This window comes from Burkholderia sp. Nafp2/4-1b, from assembly GCF_003635165.1.
Classification (GTDB): domain Bacteria; phylum Pseudomonadota; class Gammaproteobacteria; order Burkholderiales; family Burkholderiaceae; genus Burkholderia.
In genome coordinates this window covers 128,691-145,141 of record NZ_ML058606.1, presented here as the reverse complement: position 1 = coordinate 145,141, position 16,451 = coordinate 128,691, and the positions used below count along the sequence as shown (strand labels likewise).

The 16,451-nt window shown below is 59.4% G+C and carries 13 protein-coding genes and 1 tRNA gene; 4 read left to right on the top strand and 10 right to left on the bottom strand.

Annotated elements, in window-relative coordinates; genetic code table 11:
* Nucleotides 1-55 precede the first annotated feature (55 nt).
* Entirely contained in the window at nt 56-226 is a 171-nt protein-coding gene (locus C7H84_RS36400) for a hypothetical protein (protein ID WP_162999293.1), read from the top strand.
* Nucleotides 227-441: 215 nt separating this feature from the next.
* On the opposite strand, the gene C7H84_RS16615 is transcribed toward C7H84_RS36400, so the two are convergent.
* Both C7H84_RS16615 and sixA read right to left on the bottom strand, forming a co-directional pair.
* Nucleotides 442-1,248, bottom strand: coding sequence for a GNAT family N-acyltransferase (locus C7H84_RS16615; protein WP_121859801.1), 807 nt, complete (start codon nt 1,246-1,248; stop codon nt 442-444).
* Between the two features lie 159 nt (nt 1,249-1,407).
* Nucleotides 1,408-1,869 carry a phosphohistidine phosphatase SixA gene (sixA, locus tag C7H84_RS16610; protein WP_121859800.1) on the bottom strand — a complete coding sequence of 154 codons (462 nt, stop codon included), beginning with the start codon at nt 1,867-1,869 and terminating at the stop codon, nt 1,408-1,410.
* 162 nt (nt 1,870-2,031) lie between these two features.
* On the opposite strand from sixA, the gene C7H84_RS16605 reads away from it, so the two are divergent.
* Nucleotides 2,032-2,108: transfer RNA gene (locus C7H84_RS16605), tRNA-Pro, on the top strand.
* 766 nt (nt 2,109-2,874) lie between these two features.
* On the opposite strand, the gene C7H84_RS16600 is transcribed toward C7H84_RS16605, so the two are convergent.
* The 7 genes from C7H84_RS16600 to tssI all read right to left on the bottom strand — a co-directional run bounded on the left by C7H84_RS16600 (nt 2,875) and on the right by tssI (nt 11,492).
* A complete protein-coding gene (locus tag C7H84_RS16600) occupies nt 2,875-3,126 on the bottom strand; it encodes a PAAR domain-containing protein (RefSeq protein ID WP_121859975.1) in 252 nt (83 codons plus the stop codon).
* A 79-nt stretch (nt 3,127-3,205) separates the two neighbouring features.
* The gene (locus tag C7H84_RS36395; RefSeq protein WP_162999292.1) at nt 3,206-3,874 is read right to left on the bottom strand and encodes a hypothetical protein; all 669 of its coding nucleotides are present in this window, start codon (nt 3,872-3,874) and stop codon (nt 3,206-3,208) included.
* The gene (locus C7H84_RS36390) at nt 3,871-5,253 is read right to left on the bottom strand and encodes a hypothetical protein (protein WP_162999291.1); all 1,383 of its coding nucleotides are present in this window, start codon (nt 5,251-5,253) and stop codon (nt 3,871-3,873) included. Before C7H84_RS36390 ends, C7H84_RS36395 begins: the two co-directional genes overlap by 4 nt.
* A 143-nt stretch (nt 5,254-5,396) precedes the next feature.
* Nucleotides 5,397-5,684 carry a PAAR domain-containing protein gene (locus C7H84_RS16595; RefSeq protein WP_121859799.1) on the bottom strand — a complete coding sequence of 96 codons (288 nt, stop codon included), beginning with the start codon at nt 5,682-5,684 and terminating at the stop codon, nt 5,397-5,399.
* 11 nt (nt 5,685-5,695) lie between these two features.
* A complete protein-coding gene (locus tag C7H84_RS36385) occupies nt 5,696-6,736 on the bottom strand; it encodes a T6SS immunity protein Tli4 family protein (protein WP_240462038.1) in 1,041 nt (346 codons plus the stop codon).
* On the bottom strand, nt 6,730-8,682 hold the full coding sequence (locus C7H84_RS16585) for an alpha/beta hydrolase (protein WP_121859798.1): 1,953 nt from the start codon (nt 8,680-8,682) through the stop codon (nt 6,730-6,732). The genes C7H84_RS36385 and C7H84_RS16585 overlap by 7 nt, the downstream gene beginning before the upstream one ends.
* A gap of 35 nt (nt 8,683-8,717) precedes the next feature.
* Entirely contained in the window at nt 8,718-11,492 is a 2,775-nt protein-coding gene (gene tssI, locus C7H84_RS16580; RefSeq protein WP_121859797.1) for a type VI secretion system tip protein TssI/VgrG, read from the bottom strand.
* A gap of 584 nt (nt 11,493-12,076) precedes the next feature.
* On the opposite strand from tssI, the gene C7H84_RS16575 reads away from it, so the two are divergent.
* A complete protein-coding gene (locus C7H84_RS16575; protein ID WP_121859796.1) occupies nt 12,077-12,517 on the top strand; it encodes a hypothetical protein in 441 nt (146 codons plus the stop codon).
* 75 nt (nt 12,518-12,592) lie between these two features.
* Here the strand turns inward: C7H84_RS16575 and ppx are convergent, their stop codons facing one another.
* On the bottom strand, nt 12,593-14,107 hold the full coding sequence (ppx, locus tag C7H84_RS16570) for an exopolyphosphatase (RefSeq protein WP_121859795.1): 1,515 nt from the start codon (nt 14,105-14,107) through the stop codon (nt 12,593-12,595).
* A gap of 279 nt (nt 14,108-14,386) precedes the next feature.
* Here ppx and ppk1 point away from each other — a divergent pair, with 279 nt between their 5' ends.
* Entirely contained in the window at nt 14,387-16,450 is a 2,064-nt protein-coding gene (gene ppk1, locus C7H84_RS16565; RefSeq protein WP_121859794.1) for a polyphosphate kinase 1, read from the top strand.
* Nucleotide 16,451 lies beyond the last annotated feature (1 nt).

Here is a 16,451-nt window from a genome sequence, read left to right as displayed (position 1 = left end):
CCCGCGCATGTTCTACTATGTACGCATGGCGTTGTGCCGTTGAAAGGAGGCTGCCATGACGTCTGAAGAGATCGCCGGCTTGATCGGCCTGGTCATCGGTTTGATGGTGCTCGTCGCCCTCTCCTATTTCGAGGCGCGCGAATACAAGCGCAGCCATAGCGGCGAAGGGATGATCCATCACTGGATGGCGGAACACCACCTGCTCGACTGGCGGCGCAAGCACTAGCAAGCACACCAGGCAAGCCGCCCTGACGCCGGGCCGCTGCACGCGCGGTCCAGCATGACGTGCGTACCGCACGGTGGTCGTTGCGTACCGTTCGAATTAACAGGGCCGGATAGACCAGCATAGTCCGAATGACCGAACGCCGTCGCGTGGCAGTTGCCGCGCGACGGCGTTCGCACGCGTGCGCGCCGTGTGGGCCGCGCAGTTATCGCGTGGGCTCAGCCCAGGAAGTGGCGAGCGTAGCGGGCGTTGATGTCCGACAGTCGGAACAGGGTCAGGAAATCCGCGCAGTTGAAGTCGGGATCCCACGCCGGCGCACCGCAAATCTTCGCGCCGAGGCGCAAATAACCCTTGATCAGCGGCGGCGGCGCAACGACGGTGCCCGTCTGCAGTTCGTCGACCGGCAGCGCCGTGTGCGGGAACGCGCGGTATTCCGGCGCCGTCAGCGAATTGGCCGACAGCGACTGATACAGGTTCGCCGCATAGTGGCCGCCGTCGGCCATCGACACGCTCGCGCAGCCGAGCATCGTCTCGTAGCCGTTCTGCGTCATGTAGGCGCCGAGACCGCCCCACAGCGCCATGATCACGGCGCCGCTGCGGTAGTCGCTGTGTACACACGAGCGGCCGACTTCGACCATCTTGCCGCGCAGGTGCGTGAGGCGCGACAGGTCGAATTCGCCTTCCGCATACAGACGGCCGACTCGCGCTGCCTGGTGCGGCGGCAGCACGCGGTACGTGCCGACCACCTTCAGCGTATCGAGATCGCGCACCAGCAGGTGGTCGCAGTAGGCATCGAACGGATCGACGTCGAGACCGGACGGGCCGCTGACCTGCGCGCCCATCTCTTCGGCGAATACGGTGTAACGCAGGCGCTGGGCCTCGCGCAGTTCGTCTTCCGTGCGCGCCCACGCGGCACGCAGACGGTACTCGGATGTGACGGTTTCAGCAGCGCGCGGCAGATGACGCCGCGTGGTGTCGAGGGGCAGCGAGGCAAAAGGGAGCGTAGGCGTCGGCAGTTCTCGCATTAGGCTTTCCTGGTCGTAAGGAATAGGACGACATGCCAGCCAATGTAGTAACCGGCCGTTACCATTCTGTGGCACGACCGTGTCCTTTCAATGACGTGTCGCCGAATTGACTTTAGCAGAAAGCCTGCAAAAACGTATGACCAATGCCTTCAACCCTTTTTACACAAGGTCCGGCGGCAATAGCGCGCGCAGCACAGCCTGACGGCTGCCGTCTCGCGTGCGGCTTGCAAGCCACACGATGCCGCCCTTCTTGATGCTCCAGCTGTCGCCGTTGCCGGCAATCAATTGCGCGGCGACGCTGCCGAGCGTCGGCTGGTGCCCGACGATCATGACCGTGGGGGCAATGCCATCGGGCCAGCCGGCCGCCGTGAGTACGTCGTCGACGCTGCCGCCCGGCGCGAGCGCATCGATCGTCCGGTATTGGTCCGTCAGCGCCTCGACGGTCTGCACGGTGCGCGCCGCCGGGCTCGCGAGGATCACGCTGCTCGATTCGAGCCGGCCGCGCAGCCATTTGGCCATCGCCTGCGCCTCCTTGCGCCCGCGGGTCGTCAGTTGGCGCGCGAGGTCGTTTGCCGCGTGGTCTTCGGCTTCGGCGTGGCGCCACAGGATCAGGTTCATCATGATGTCTCTCCATGCGTGGGCGAACGATCCGAACGCGCATCTTGCGTGCCGGACGGTCATGATCCGAATTGTCGCCAATCGTGAGCGATTCGTGATGACATGCGCCGTATGAATAACGTGATTGACCCCGACACCGATTGCGCGATAGAATCTTTGGCTCGTCGGAGCGTAGCGCAGCCTGGTAGCGCATCTGATTTGGGATCAGAGGGTCGTAGGTTCGAATCCTATCGCTCCGACCAAAGGAATCAAGGGGTTAGCTGATGCTAACCCCTTTTTCTTTGGTGCGCCGTAGAGCTATTGCTACTGCTACCATCTGCGCGACTTCCATAAGGAATCGCGAGATGGCAGTCCCTCGCGACTCGGCCGCCCACCACCCGAATTCGTCGGCCGCGCTGTAATGGAGAGGCGATAGCAATTATCCGCCCGACGACATGACCGGCGCGTCGGCATGGGCTTGGGAATTTCCTGCGACGTAACCACGCCTACCAACTTGACTTCGACCGGTGACGTCGGGCCTTCACAGACTCCCCCCGCTCACGCCGATGGCGCATCTGATCAGTTACCTGTGCACCCGCTTCCGGGCGTCATACCGCATACGAAGAGCATTTCCAGGAAGCGCCCCACCACTCCATTCGTTCCATCAATGACCATCTGCGTGTGCACTGGGAGCTCAATTCCCCTGTCGACCCCGCGCTTTCCTATTCCGAAGTCCGGCCCACCAGAACCCGAGCGGAAGGCGGATGGAACACCAAAGACTCGCTCGTGACCGAGAGGAGACGTGATTGTTCTTGCAGGGGAACCGGTACTGATTAAGCGCACCCTGTCACGCACGAGTTGACAGCGTGAACCCTGCAACTGCAAGGTACTCGCAAATATTTAAGATACGATCGTTTCCAGCTTCCATTCAACGATAATGAAGCACCACATGCACCAAGATGATTTATTGCGGGTCAACGTGATGCACTTAACGGGAATCCAAACCACGGCAGCATGCCTCGCGCCATGTCATGCAAGGCTAGAAATTAAACGACAACCACATGTGCCAAGATGGCCTTGCCGTGCAATCGGAACACCGTGATCCTTGATATTCGGATCACCCTCTTCGATCACATTCGGATTAACATTTGGGTGAATTGGACACTTTATTTTATCCCCTTTTCTCGCAACCCCTCGCCCATTTATCTTCATAATTCGTGACGCCTCAACAACCTCACCACCGTGATCAGTCGAATCGCCCATTCGAATAGCGTTCAGCATACCATCACACCTCGGCCTAAAAAACATCACAATTGAGGCAATCAAAAAACATCCATAACACAGCCTTATTTCGATGCAATTACCCAGAACGGCCAGTCAATCCAGAACAATTCTTGGTCGGCGAAATCTTCCCAACGCGCCCCTCATATACTATACACAGTGGCTTCTTTGCACTGGCCTTTAATCTCCTGCCGCCACACGCAGAATCAGCACCTACGATCCCACCCTTATCAACACACACGCTCCCAGATTGCATAAGCTGAATTTCTCTATCCAAAATTATTTTCCCGCCAACCACCTCATAAACCCTTCTCCACAATCCGTCGGCCTGGTCGAAATCATAGAAGTACCGTGCTTTCCCAACATAATCTGCTCCGACGGGCAAATATCCGGCAAATGTCGCCTTACCGCCATGCAACGCGTATACATTCATTTGGACATTGGCTCCCAATCTTCCAGGATTTATCATAACCAGCGTGACATCTGATTCAGTCAGCTGATTTACGATCCATTCCGCCTCAACACAATTGTCCGAGTCGTCCAACTTCTGATCAATTAATACACCCGCCTCCCCGCCGGTCTTATCACCTGCAAACACCTTAATTTCGGGCTGACCGACTTCGCAAACAAATGTGAAAGACTTACCACCCGACTTAGCCAAAAAAGTAACATCAGATGGACTCGCAGCCCAAACCCCGCGCAATCCCGCAAAAAAAAGAATAGCGAAAAACCAAAATTTCGATCTCAAGATAAAATCCCCTTAATTCTTCCCGCCTCCGACAATCTCTGAGGGAAATGAGCATCGGCAGGAAAATCCGCCGCCGTAGAAGCATGATCCCCTCTGATCTTATTTGTCAAATTTATTGCATCGTCCCTATCAGCAATACCAAGCAGCAAATTCTTCGCCCAGAAAAATCCTGCCGTATCAATAGACACATAGGCATCGTCTGACACAATATCAGGATTCGAAATAATTGGCGGTCTCAAGGTCGAAATGAGTTGAGCAACAGTTGTTGAATTTTGAATCGGTGTCAAATCCTTATGCTGGGCCGAATGATAGGGAGGAGTAAAACCCCACCAGCGCGCATCGTTCCACCACACCTCTGCGAAGGAAGATTTTTGCAACCAACCCCGATAGACAAAATATTTTGAATAATTTGCCCGTCCAGTTAGCTGCTTGAAACCTCTACCCCGGAATTTTCCGCCATCATTCCACTCTACATTCCCGAGCCATCCTGCATAGTTCTTAGCCTTCTCGTACTTTCTAAAATATTCGTATGGATCACCATTGTAAAGCTCGGCCATCCAGCGAAGTTGACCCGACTCGACGGAGGCTTGACCAAAAAAATGCGACAGCCTGAGGGTTGTGGTCAAGCAATATTTATTTACCGTCTTGTTGATGCTTGTTCGATATTTCTGGACCGAACTCGCAGAAGCAGATGGATAAATTTGCTTAAACTCATCCTCACTAAACCACTTACACTTCATAAAGTGTCGAATAAATGCTGTAGGCGGCCAATGCCAGCAATCATCAGCCGCTGGCTTCTCGCCTTGAATTTTCTCCCAAAATGCCAAAGCCCGCACATGCCCTTCAAACAACTTGAAATCATCATCGGAGAGCGGAGCGCTTAATGCCTCATGTTCGGTCTTTAACCAACCATAGAGCTCATCCAAATTGCTAGCAGACCATTCTGTAGAAAATCGGCACACCACCTGTGCAAGACGTTTTCTGAGAGCTGCGTTCTGCAGTGCGCCTACCATTCCGGCATGATCAATTTGCGTCTCACCAGAAGCATCCAGCAGCCATTTCTTTAACGTTGACGAGTCACAGAGATTAGTTTTCGTCGAATCGTCTTGAATAAAATTCCATCCCGCCCATTCTGGAAAATCAGCGTCACTATATGCCTGAACGGCCTGGCCAGACAGGTTGACCCATCCCTGACCGGCAGGAGTATTCACCTTTCGCCAATGGTTAAAATTCGCATTAGCTTGTTCATTGATACATCGCCCGAAACGTAAAACCTCGAAGATTACGCTGGTTGACGGAGGTGTTCCTTGAGAGTATTTTCCGTTTAACTGCAGCGCTCGATTGTAAAGATCATATTCAGCATCCTGTTCTGGCGGCATATCAGCGCAAACTTCCCAACTGCCATCGGCGGTGCATTGATATGTCGTCAGGGTACATCCCCTGTCATAATGCATCCGTACGGCAAGCGGACTCGCCGTCTACCCCGACCGGCGATCGTTCGGAGCGTGTCGTTCTCGGTCGCTCAGACCTCGATATACGATACCGACTGGGACGCCACCAGTTTCGGCGGCATGGGACATGCGCACCGACAGAGGTCGTCACTCAACGCTGCCTGCCGACCGTCCGGTCCGGTGCTCGAATGACGTGGGCCGTCGCACTCGATCACGCCGAGTGTCTTGCACACCGGGCACCACACCGGATCGTGCTCATACGCTTGTTCGCGGTCGTGCAGAATGTCTTGTCCGTCGCCACCCTGCACGATGCCTCCGACTGTCGTCGTGTCACCCTTCACGATGTCGTAGCGTCGCATGTCGCCCCCGCTCAGACTGCGCCAGGCCGCAGTCGCAGGCTGTTCAGCAGTGTGTCCCACGTTTGCAGGGCGCCGGCCTCGTCCACCGGTGACGTTGCCTCGTCAGGCTTCAAATCGGGACTGCTCGCCCCGAGCAGCAACTGAATAGCGGTATGTGGTTTCGCCAGCGTGCTCGGATCGCCCGGCGCAAGCAGGTAGAAGCGATAGGACGTGATCTCGCCTTCCTTCAGCGCGAACAACACTTCCTCGGCATCCATTCCGGCCACCGTGCGCTTGCCTTGTCGCAGGATGCGGTAGCTGCCGCTCGAAACCTTATCCATTTTCGCGCGCAGATCGGGAAGGGTTTTGGTCAATGGTTGCCCTTGGTCCTCGCTCATCGACTTGCGCGTCTGAATGGCGAGTAGCGCCGGCCGCCCCGGCATGAGAGCGAACGACTGGCTGGCTTCTTCGGGATAGGTCGAAGAACCCGTGACGATCCCGCCATCGAAACAAAATCCCGCTTCGGTCGGCACGGACCAGTTATCGCGCGCCTTGAGGCGGCGATATAGATCAGTATAAAACCCTTCAAATCTGCTCAACGCATCTGGACCAAATGATCCCGTCGTATGAAATATTTCATCGCCGTCAAAAACAAATCCCTCAGATTTAAATGGCAGCCTTATCCCGTCAGTGTATGACATCTGATAAGCAAAAGCCTTGGAATCGCTTCTTGGTGAGACCTCTCTTTCCAGCCAGGCCCGATTCGTTGGCTTGTTGTTGTCACTCGGATCGATGCGTATATTTGTCTTTAGGGTCTTCTCCAAATCACTTACTTTTGCCCGATATGCGGCAATCGACGCATTGTGTTGTGTCTCCAGCTTTTCTCCTCGAAACGCGTACCGCTGATTCGTGATTTCGCTGGTCGCAGGTCGTTGGAACACAAAGCGCCCGATACACCACGGGCGCGGCTTGGATAACAAAGGATTCGTCATCGTCGATTCCACGGAAAAGGTCATCGAACAGGCGCACACGCCCATCACTAAAAATAGGAGTCGGCCAATTCTGGTCAGCATTTCGGCTCCGGGGCATCGTGCGCGATTTGCACAATGCTGTAGAGGAGCGCCCAGCGCGCCCATGGATGGTTATAGCTTTCCTGATGCACATACCCTCCTTGGTCGAACACCATTTGTACACCGTGGGCTGCGCCCCCGTTCAAGCCATACGCGGGCGCTTCGGCCGACCAGGCCGGCACAGTACCGTCGCCTGCGATGATGCCGTTCTTCTCAGGATCGGGCGTCTTACAGCCCGGTGGCAGCTTCGCCACTTTCTGCACTTCGAACTCGACAGTGACATTACGCGAGTCCAGGTGCACGCGCAGCGTCCCTGTGTGGGAATCGTCGTTTTTCTCACCGAGGAACCGAGCAGCGCGCAGTTCTTCCTCCGTTACGCCGGCCGGCACGTTGCCCTTCCAGATCACCGTACCCCATGCCAACAGCTCATCGAGGTCCTTGCCCTTCTCGATCGCAGATTTGCTCGGCTCATTGCTTGAGGCAGCCTGCCCTTTAGGCAGCAAAGCCCCGTCGCCATAGGAAATGTAAGTCTTATCATGGTATTTATTTTTTATCTTGTTTTGATTTACCGTAACGACGTCCCCCATCAATGCTTGGAAATTACTAAGAACTGTGTCCCCACGCCCTAAATCGTCCAGTCGCCTCTTTACAGCTCCTGTCGGATCGAGCAGCGATACCGATTCCTCAGGTACCAATCCATACCATTTGGTATTGGCATAAATCTCCTTGTAAGCACTCCCTTCCTTCGGAAACTTCATCACCGGAGTGCCGTCGAGCCGCGAAAAGATCCACCATGCCTCCCCGTTGTGGTAATCCGGCATGGGCAGCAATTCGAGCGGCCCCGGCGCATTCGCGGCCACCGCCACGAACTCGTCGGCATCGCTCCCGAGCAGCGCGCCATTGATGAACCCGTTCACTCCGCCCTCGCTGCCGCCACCAGTGCGGAACCGCTTCGCCGCGATCGGCGCCCCGGTCGCCGGCAGCACGTTGTGGAATACACCATGCATCAGGTCCGCTCCACCGTGCATCGCGATCGCCATCCGTGCGACTAGCCCGCCCATCGAGTGCGTGAGGATGATCGCCTTGCCGCTATGGTTCTCCTCGATGATCTCCTTGATGCCCATCAGGCGCGTAATCTTGCCGGTCTTCTTGTCCTCGAAATCCGAGCCTTCGATCACCTGTTTCGCCGATTTTTCATTCGATTGCAGCCAGTTGTAGCCGATTGCGTACACTCGGTACTGGTATTTCATGAAGTGCTTGAACACTTCGGAGTCTTTCGTGATCGGCTGCCCGCGGCCTAGCGCGCCCGCATCGATCGCGCCATAGTCCGAAGGCGAGGTGTCCAGCAGTGGCTTGAGCGCCCATTTCTTGCCGTCAGGGTCGCCTTCAATCCAGGGCCCTTTATGTTTCCCCAAATGCATGGGCTCGTTCAATTGCTCCTGCAGCCACGCCAACATCGGCTGATAGCTCGACCGATACACTGAGCCCCACCCCCGCCGAATGGCCTCCTTCTCGTCCACGTACTGATCTGCTTCGGCATCCTTTTCGTGCTTGCCGGCACTGACTGGCCCGAACGGGGTGACGGCCGCCCGGGTCGGGTCGAACAGCGTTTCCCGCGAGGACGCGCCCTTGAACCACATGCCGATCAGCGCTGGTAACGCGCCCGCCTTCCCCAATAGGCCATCCGTCTCCGGTGCAAAAAATATCTCGTCACCGGTTTCGGCGTTCACCAACGGCGAGCCCATCACGCCTGGCAGGAAGATTACCGGAATGATTGGCCGCACGTCGCACAGCAATTCTTTGGAGCGCGTGTCGCTCGCCGGCGTCAACGTAAAATGCCCGACCGACGCCCCATCCTTGTCCGTGCGACCGACTTGCCGGACGACTTCGTTCTCGGCATCGTCACTGAACGGCGATCCGCCGCCCGATTGATCTGTGTTTTCGCTCATTGTCGTTCTTCAGATTCGACCATCGATTATCGGGTTCATGCCGCAGGACCGTTCGGCTTCGGCCGCAATGCACGCACCGCCAGCTTCTCGATATCCTCGCTCTTCTGCTCGGCCACGTGCCCCAGCTCGTTCGTCATCCCGGTCAGGCGTGTGCCGTCCCCGCGGATGAGTTCGTACGGGTGGTTTTTCAGCACCTCGCCCGTGACGCGATCGCGCAGCACATACGGATCGTTAAACTTGGCCTGCGGCAGGCTGTTCATATGCTGCGCAATCGAACTCGGCCCCTGACGACTGAGCGATGCCGATTTGATCGTGCGCGGGCCTTGCGTACCGTCTTCAATGCCAGCCGCCACCCAACGGGTGTACGAGCCGCCCGCCTTGATGATGATTTCATCGGCGTCGAGCACAATGCGCTTGGCCTTCACGGTCACGTCTTTACCCGCATTGATGTTCACGTCATCCGTGTTGGCCGACAGCTTGATCGGACCTTTCGCCGTCACAAAGAACGCGCCGAGTTTCTGCGCGAAGAAGCTCACCTTTTCCGCGGCCGCCACGACAAACGACTTGCCGGTCGCAACGTAAGTGTTCTCGTTACTGACGACGTTGACCTCTTTCTCGGCCACGATATGCGTCGAGTTGTCCGCGACCAGTGCAATGTCCTTCGGCGTCGATACCAATATGTTCGGCTGCGAAAATCCGTTGGCACTCCCAGTACCGCCACCCGCCGTCACGCCGCCCGACGTATCGCCCGACACCGGATGCTGGATGTCCTTCGACAGCGTCTTGAGCGCGTCCTGGCCGGTTTGCAGCGATTCCGCCTGAGCGGTGGTGCTTGCGCTGGACAGCGACTCGACCAGCATTCCCGCCTGCTGCAACTGCGAGCGTGCCTCGTCCACGCCCATCTGCTCATCGTCGTAGGATTTCGAATGCGCACTGATGGACAGGCCCTTGCTGGCACGAACTGCACCGAACTCGTCGGCGTGCAGGATGAAACCGGCACCCAGATACTGGCCGCGCGTGTTCCCGTCATGCTTGATCAGGTAGCCCTGCGTCAGCGCCGCATAGCTCTTGCCGGTATAGCTGACCAGCCGCGTTCCGCCTTGATTCGTGGAATCGTCGTGGACGAACGAGTTGTATGCTCCGGTCTTGCCGAATCCGTCCGACTTGAACCCGGACAACAACGCGTTTGAATGCCATGGAGACGGAGTCGCGCCTCCATTGATACGTCCCAACACGAACGGCTTGTCACAGTCGCCGTTCCAGTAACCGACGATGACCCATTCCCGCGCCCTCGGAACGTGAACCGCTCCATAACCGTTCCCGGTATCGGATTGAAGCGACGACAGCAACGGTGAAGAATTGAAGGCGTCCGGTGGATTCTTGCGATCCCATGCGAAATGCACCCTGATCTGGTTTCGGTCGTTCGTCCACGCTTCCGCGCCATCCGGCGTCACGACAAGCGCGTGTTCGATCGACATGACCGGCTTCGGATGATCCAGCGGGCTCCGATATTCAACAGCCGTGGGCTGCGCTTCGACTTCGAGCACGAAAAATCCGGCCGAACCATCCGCCTCATGTCCAGGCGTCTTGAACCGCTCACGGTGAATCGCCTGCTGCTCGGCCAGCGTTGCACGAAGACTTTGCGGAAACTCGGCCGTCTGCTGGCCGATCGGGACGTTGTTCTCGATGAACCAACGCGCCTCGACCACTAAAAACTCTCGCTTCTTCGCATCACCGCCATCGTGGCGGGGATGTCCGTTCAATACAAATCGCGAACCGGCATCGAGCCACCGCACGCCTCCGACGCCAAAATATCGCCTTGCTCGCGCATCCCATATCTCCACGCGCCGTCGCGCTCGCGCTTCCCCAGTGTCTGAGCCGGAATAGCCGTAAGCCGTCGATTCGTAGACCGTCATCGGCGCATCGGGAACGCTATGCTCGACTTTCTCGCGGCGTTCCTCCGTGACATAGCTCGTCGCGGCAAGTCCACTCTCAACCTGAAAATCGGACGCGGGCCGCTTGTAATCAAACGCACGCGACATGTACCGCGTGCTCTGCATCGTCTGCACCGCTGCCCAATGGGCGAAACCATCAGATTCGTTGCTGTCGTTCGCCCGGATAAATTCGACCGACTTCGCGTCGGGAAGTGTCGAGACGCGGTCAACGATGACGAGCGTCGTCTTTGGGGCGTCGCCTTCGCTAACGTTTTCGTGGATCCAGTGGAAATACCAGCCCTCGGCCTCAGCCAAGCGGTTCACAAAGTGCAGATCGGATTCGCTTTGCCTGCACCACGAACGCTTGGCAGGATCGGATGACAGCGTGAAACGGTACTGTCCGCGTAGCTGCGGATACCGATCGAGCACGTCGGAAATGATTTCGCGAGCGTCTTTCTCGAGCCAGCCTTCTTCGTTATGGGTTTTCTCAAGGAAGACCAGCGCCGATGAAAACTCGATCTGGTATGTCGAAAGGCCACCGTTTCCGCCCAAATAGGCAACCCGATGCACGAAGCCGTGGACCGGACGATAGACGGGAACCGCAAAGGGAGCCGTGACCTGCTGAATCCGCAGGGTAACGGGTTGGTGCATCAACGACAGCAGCGCAGTGTCATCGCGCGTCGACGCGACGTCAATCGTGTACGAATAGTCGCGCCCGATTCTGGCCGATCCGCGAGCCCGTAATGGCACCAGCGCATTCTTGCCGAGCGGCGTATTCAGCACCAGCAGTCGCCCCTGCTGCAAAATGCCCTTGCTGATCGCCTCATAGAGGTCGCGCAACTTCAGGTCCCCGAGTGCGGACGGTCTGATATCCATTTTGTTATTTCTCTCAGGTTCGACCGTCAATGCAGTGGCACAAAGACGACGGTCAGCCATTGCGACAGCCAAGTCGCTCGCGCGATTTTATCTAAAGTCTGAGGAATATAGTTCGGCTTGACAGAAATTGACACCCGGTCGTTTAGGGGAACAGAGACGCGCGTTCAAGTGCGGCGCAACTTCCCCCCGGTGCGGCAGCACGACGGAATTGACCAGCGAGATGAGGCGCCCGCAGTTCGCCCAAGATATTCCAGACCAGCGGGCGCTCTTGGTATACGGGTCAAATAAAAGCGCGGTGAGAAAGAATTTGAAGCGATAGCTTACAAGTTCACTGTCGGTCATCGACGTAGAGAACGGGACGCGTACCGGATTTGGGATTTGGGATTTCGGGTTAGACGGTCGAAGATTCGAGTCCCTACCCTGCGACCACGGCTTACACGACAAGGGTTACAAACCATTATGCTTGCGCCCCTTTTCAGCTTTACCCGCCGCCCCGTCACCCCCGACGCGCCCGGTAGCCCGCGCCCCGCGCACGAAAATTGCGGTTCCACGCGATAATATCCGCGACCAACCCGCAACCGCGCATGAAGAACCACGTTTTCAAGACCGCCCTGCTCGGCGCGCTGTTCGCATTCGGCGCACTCGCCGCCTCCGGCACAGCCTCGGCCAAGTCACTCGACGACGCGCTCGACTGCCATTCGAACGGCCACAAGTTCGTCGCGCCGCTGCTCGCGGCCGGCGACATCCAGTCGGAGCCCATGCACGTCGAAGCGAATTCGGTGAATGCGTTCCACACGAAGCGTCCGCTGACGGCGTACGGCTTCGGCGTCTACGTCGTGCTCGGCTACCAGGCGAACGACCCGATCTTCCAGCCGGGCGACGGCACGCCGATCGGCAAATGGGCGTACGGCGTCGTGGTGCGCGGCACGAAGAGTGCCGTCGAGCAGGCCGTGCGCAATGCCGGCAGCGACGCGACCGTCAAGCAGGCGTTCCCGTTCCTGACCGCGATCGTGTGCTCGGACTGAGCCCGCCTTAAAACGGCCGTGCGACGCGAGTGCGCCGCGCCAGTGCCGGCCCCTGCGAGTGCCGACTCGTTACGGTTACGCGCCCGTATAAACGACGCGATACGGAATGCCGACCTTCTCCCACTCGGCCGCTTCCTGGCTGAGGCTGTAGTCGGTCAGCGGGTTCTGCTCGACCCATGCGCCCGGCAGGCGCACTTCATACCCGCCCTTCTTCATCTGCGAGACGGAAATGTCCGGCAGCCCGGCATCGGTCCGGCGCCGGCACAGCAGCGACGCGAGCCGCAGGCAGAACAGCAGCGGCCATTCGACGTCGCGTGCCTGCGACAGCTTGCCGAGCTTGCCCGCATGCCCGAGCACGAGCGCGGCGAGGCGCGCCTGGTCGGTGCGTGAGAAACCCGGCATGTCGGCATTGCTCGCGATGTACGCGGAATGCTTGTGATACGAGCTGTGCGAGATCGACAGGCCGATCTCGTGCAACGCGGCGGCCCAGCCGAGGAACATCCGGCCTTCCTCGCGTTCTTCGTCGTCGGCTTCCCCGAGTTCGTCGTAGAAGCGCCCGGCGAGCGCACCGATGCGCTCGGCCTGCGCGCGATCGACGCCGTAGCGGCGCGTGAAGCCCTCGACCGTCACCGCGCGCATGTCCTCGTGCTGGGTCCGGCCGAGCAGGTCGTACAGCACGCCGAGACGCAGCGCGCCATCGGTCGTATCGACATAGTCGACCCCGAGTTCCTCGAATACCGCGAGCATGATCGCGAGACCGCCGGCGAGCACCGGCACGCGATCGGGCTTCAGCGCGATCAGCTTCAGCCGGTTCACGTTCTCGGCCTTGATCAGTGCGCGCTTCAACCGCTCGAGCCCGCCGCGCGAAATGCCGTGCGTGATGCCCGCGTCGTTGAAGCCGTTCGCCTCGACGAGTTCAGCGAGCGCGCGTGCGGTGCCCGACGAACCGATCGCCTGGTCCCATCCGGCCTTCTTGTACTCGCTGGAAATGATCTGGATCTCGCGCTTGGCCGCGAGTTCGGCCTGCCGCATCGTGTATTCGTCGACGTTGCCGGCGGGAAAGAACGCCCGGCTATGGCTCACGCAACCGATGTAGAGACTCTCCATCACGATCGGCGTGTAGTGCGAGCCGATGATGAATTCGGTCGAGCCGCCGCCGATATCGACGACGAGCCGCTTGCCGGCACTCGCAGGCACCGAATGTGCTGCACCGGCATAGATGAGGCGCGCCTCTTCGCGGCCCGCGATCACTTCGATCGGGAAACCGAGCGCCGCTTCGGCTTCGCCGAGAAATTCCCCGGCGTTCTTCGCGACGCGCAGCGTGTTGGTCGCCACCGCGCGCACGTGATCGGGATGGAAATCGCGCAACCGCTCGCCGAATCGCTTGAGCGCCTCCCAGCCACGCTCCTGCGACGCGCGATCGAGCATCTTGTCGCTCGACAGGCCCGCGGCCAGTCGGACGGGCTCGCGCAGCGCATCGACGGGATAGATCTGGCTGCCCGCCGGCGTTTCCTCGACGCGCCCGACGATCAGCCGGAAGCTGTTCGAGCCGAGATCGACGGCAGCCAGCAAGTGGGGAGATGTAACCATCAGAAGGGGGCTCCGTGCGCGTTCGCCCGCGGCGACCGCTCCGGCCGCGCTGGACGATGAATCAAAGGCGACATTTTAAGCGTGGAACGCTTGCCATTGCCACGCTTCACGGGCATGTACCCGGGTAGATTGTATATGGCCGAAACATTTATGAGACGAATCGGTTCCGGCGTAGAATTTCCCGATATAACTAAACCGTTGTCATCAACACGTCATCGTACCGTGAGAGTTTCCGAGCGTCCTTTCGAATCACCGCCCGAATTACCGCCTACTCTGCCGATGTCCGTCCGTTATCCGCTTCTCAATCGTGAACTCGGCATCCTCGATTTCAACGAGCGCGTGCTGGCCCAGGCGGCCGACCCGCAGGTTCCGTTGCTCGAGCGACTGCGCTTCATCTGCATCACGAGCAGCAACCTCGACGAATTCTTCGAAGTCCGGATGGCGGGGCTCCAGGAACAGATCCGCGACAACCCCGGCGCGCTGACACCCGACGGCATGTCGCTGCAGCACGCGTACGATCTCGTCGTCGAGCGCGCGCAGCGGCTCGTGCACCGCCAGTACACGATGCTGCACGAAACCGTGCTGCCCGCGCTCGAGCAGGAAGGCATCTACTTCCACGCGAGCGAATCGTGGAACGACGAGCAGCTCGAATGGGCGCGCCGCTACTTCCTCGACGAACTGCTGCCGGTGCTGACGCCGATCGGCCTCGATCCCGCGCACCCATTCCCGCGCGTGCTGAACAAGAGCCTGAACTTCGTCGTCGAGCTCGAAGGCCGCGACGCATTCGGCCGCCAGGCGGTGATGGGCATCGTGCAGGCGCCGCGCGCGCTGCCGCGCGTCGTGCGCATGCCGCAGGCGCTGTCGGGCTTCGAGCACGGGTTCGTGCTGCTCAGCTCGTTCATGCAGCGCTTCGTCGGCGAGCTGTTCCCGCAGCTGGTCGTGAAGAGCTGCAACCAGTTCCGCATCACGCGCAACAGCGAGCTGTTCGTCGACGAAGACGAAATCACCAACCTGCGCGTCGCGCTGCAGGGCGAACTGCCCGCGCGCCATCTCGGCAACGCGGTGCGGCTCGAAGTGTCGGCCGACACGCCGGCGCATATCGTGCGTCGCCTGCTCGAGGAAAGCCTGCTCGGCGACAAGGACTGCTATCGCGTGGCCGGCTCGGTGAACCTCGTGCGGCTGATGCAGATCCCCGATCTCGTCGATCGCCCCGATCTGAAGTTCGCCCCGTTTACCGCCTCGATCCCGCCCGCGATCGCGAACGCGCCGACGATGTTCGACGCGATCGACGACGGCGACATCCTGCTGCACCATCCGTACGAGAGCTTCCAGCCGGTGCTCGAGCTGCTGCAGCAGGCCGCGAAGGACCCGAGCGTCGTCGCGATCAAGCAGACGATCTACCGCACCGGCACCGATTCGCCGCTGATGGACGCGCTGATGGAAGCCGCGCGCAACGGCAAGGAAGTGACCGTCGTCGTCGAACTGCTCGCGCGCTTCGACGAGGAAACCAACATCAACTGGGCGTCGCAGCTCGAAGCGGTAGGCGCGCACGTCGTGTACGGCGTGGTCGGCCACAAGTGCCACGCGAAGATGATGCTGATCGTGCGGCGCGTCGTGCAGGGCGGCAAGGCGACACTGCGCCGCTACGTGCACCTCGGCACCGGCAACTATCACCCGCGCACCGCGCGCCTCTACACCGACTTCGGGCTGATGACGGCCGACCAGAAGATCTGCGAGGACGTCCACCACGTGTTCCAGCAACTGACCGGGATCGGCGGCGAGCTCACGCTGCACGAGCTGTGGCAGTCGCCGTTCACGCTGCATCCGCGCATCATCGAATCGATCCGCGCGGAGATCGACAATGCGCGCGCCGGCAAGCGCGCGCGCGTGGTCGCGAAGATGAACGCGCTGCTGGAGCCGTCCGTGATCGCTGCGTTGTACGAAGCATCGCAGGCCGGCGTCAAGGTCGACCTGATCGTGCGCGGCGTGTGCGCGCTGAAGCCCGGTGTGCCGGGGCTGTCGGAGAACATCACGGTGCGCTCGATCGTCGGCCGCTTCCTCGAACACCACCGCATCTACTATTTCCATGCGGGCGGCGCCGAGGACGTCTATCTGTCGAGCGCCGACTGGATGGACCGCAACCTGTTCCGCCGCGTCGAAGTCGCGTTCCCGATCCGGGAGCGCAAGCTGAAGCGCCGCGTGATCGCCGAAGGGCTGTCGGTCTGTCTCGGCGACAACCAGTCGGCATGGCTGATGCACAGCGACGGCCACTACCGCCGGCGTCGCTCGGGCAAGACGATTCGCAACGCGCAGCTCGGGTTGATGGCGAAGTTCTGTTCGTAGG

Bases quoted from the DNA above. Each gene is read 5' to 3' on its own strand.
- C7H84_RS36400 (WP_162999293.1), top strand. From the start codon at position 56: ATGACGTCTGAAGAGATCGCCGGCTTGATCGGCCTGGTCATCGGTTTG.
- C7H84_RS16615 (WP_121859801.1), bottom strand. From the start codon at position 1,248: ATGCGAGAACTGCCGACGCCTACGCTCCCTTTTGCCTCGCTGCCCCTC.
- sixA (WP_121859800.1), bottom strand. From the start codon at position 1,869: ATGATGAACCTGATCCTGTGGCGCCACGCCGAAGCCGAAGACCACGCG.
- C7H84_RS16600 (WP_121859975.1), bottom strand. From the start codon at position 3,126: ATGCTGAACGCTATTCGAATGGGCGATTCGACTGATCACGGTGGTGAG.
- C7H84_RS36390 (WP_162999291.1), bottom strand. From the start codon at position 5,253: ATGCCGCCAGAACAGGATGCTGAATATGATCTTTACAATCGAGCGCTG.
- C7H84_RS16595 (WP_121859799.1), bottom strand. From the start codon at position 5,684: ATGCGACGCTACGACATCGTGAAGGGTGACACGACGACAGTCGGAGGC.
- C7H84_RS36385 (WP_240462038.1), bottom strand. From the start codon at position 6,736: ATGCTGACCAGAATTGGCCGACTCCTATTTTTAGTGATGGGCGTGTGC.
- C7H84_RS16585 (WP_121859798.1), bottom strand. From the start codon at position 8,682: ATGAGCGAAAACACAGATCAATCGGGCGGCGGATCGCCGTTCAGTGAC.
- tssI (WP_121859797.1), bottom strand. From the start codon at position 11,492: ATGGATATCAGACCGTCCGCACTCGGGGACCTGAAGTTGCGCGACCTC.
- C7H84_RS16575 (WP_121859796.1), top strand. From the start codon at position 12,077: ATGAAGAACCACGTTTTCAAGACCGCCCTGCTCGGCGCGCTGTTCGCA.
- ppx (WP_121859795.1), bottom strand. From the start codon at position 14,107: ATGGTTACATCTCCCCACTTGCTGGCTGCCGTCGATCTCGGCTCGAAC.
- ppk1 (WP_121859794.1), top strand. From the start codon at position 14,387: ATGTCCGTCCGTTATCCGCTTCTCAATCGTGAACTCGGCATCCTCGAT.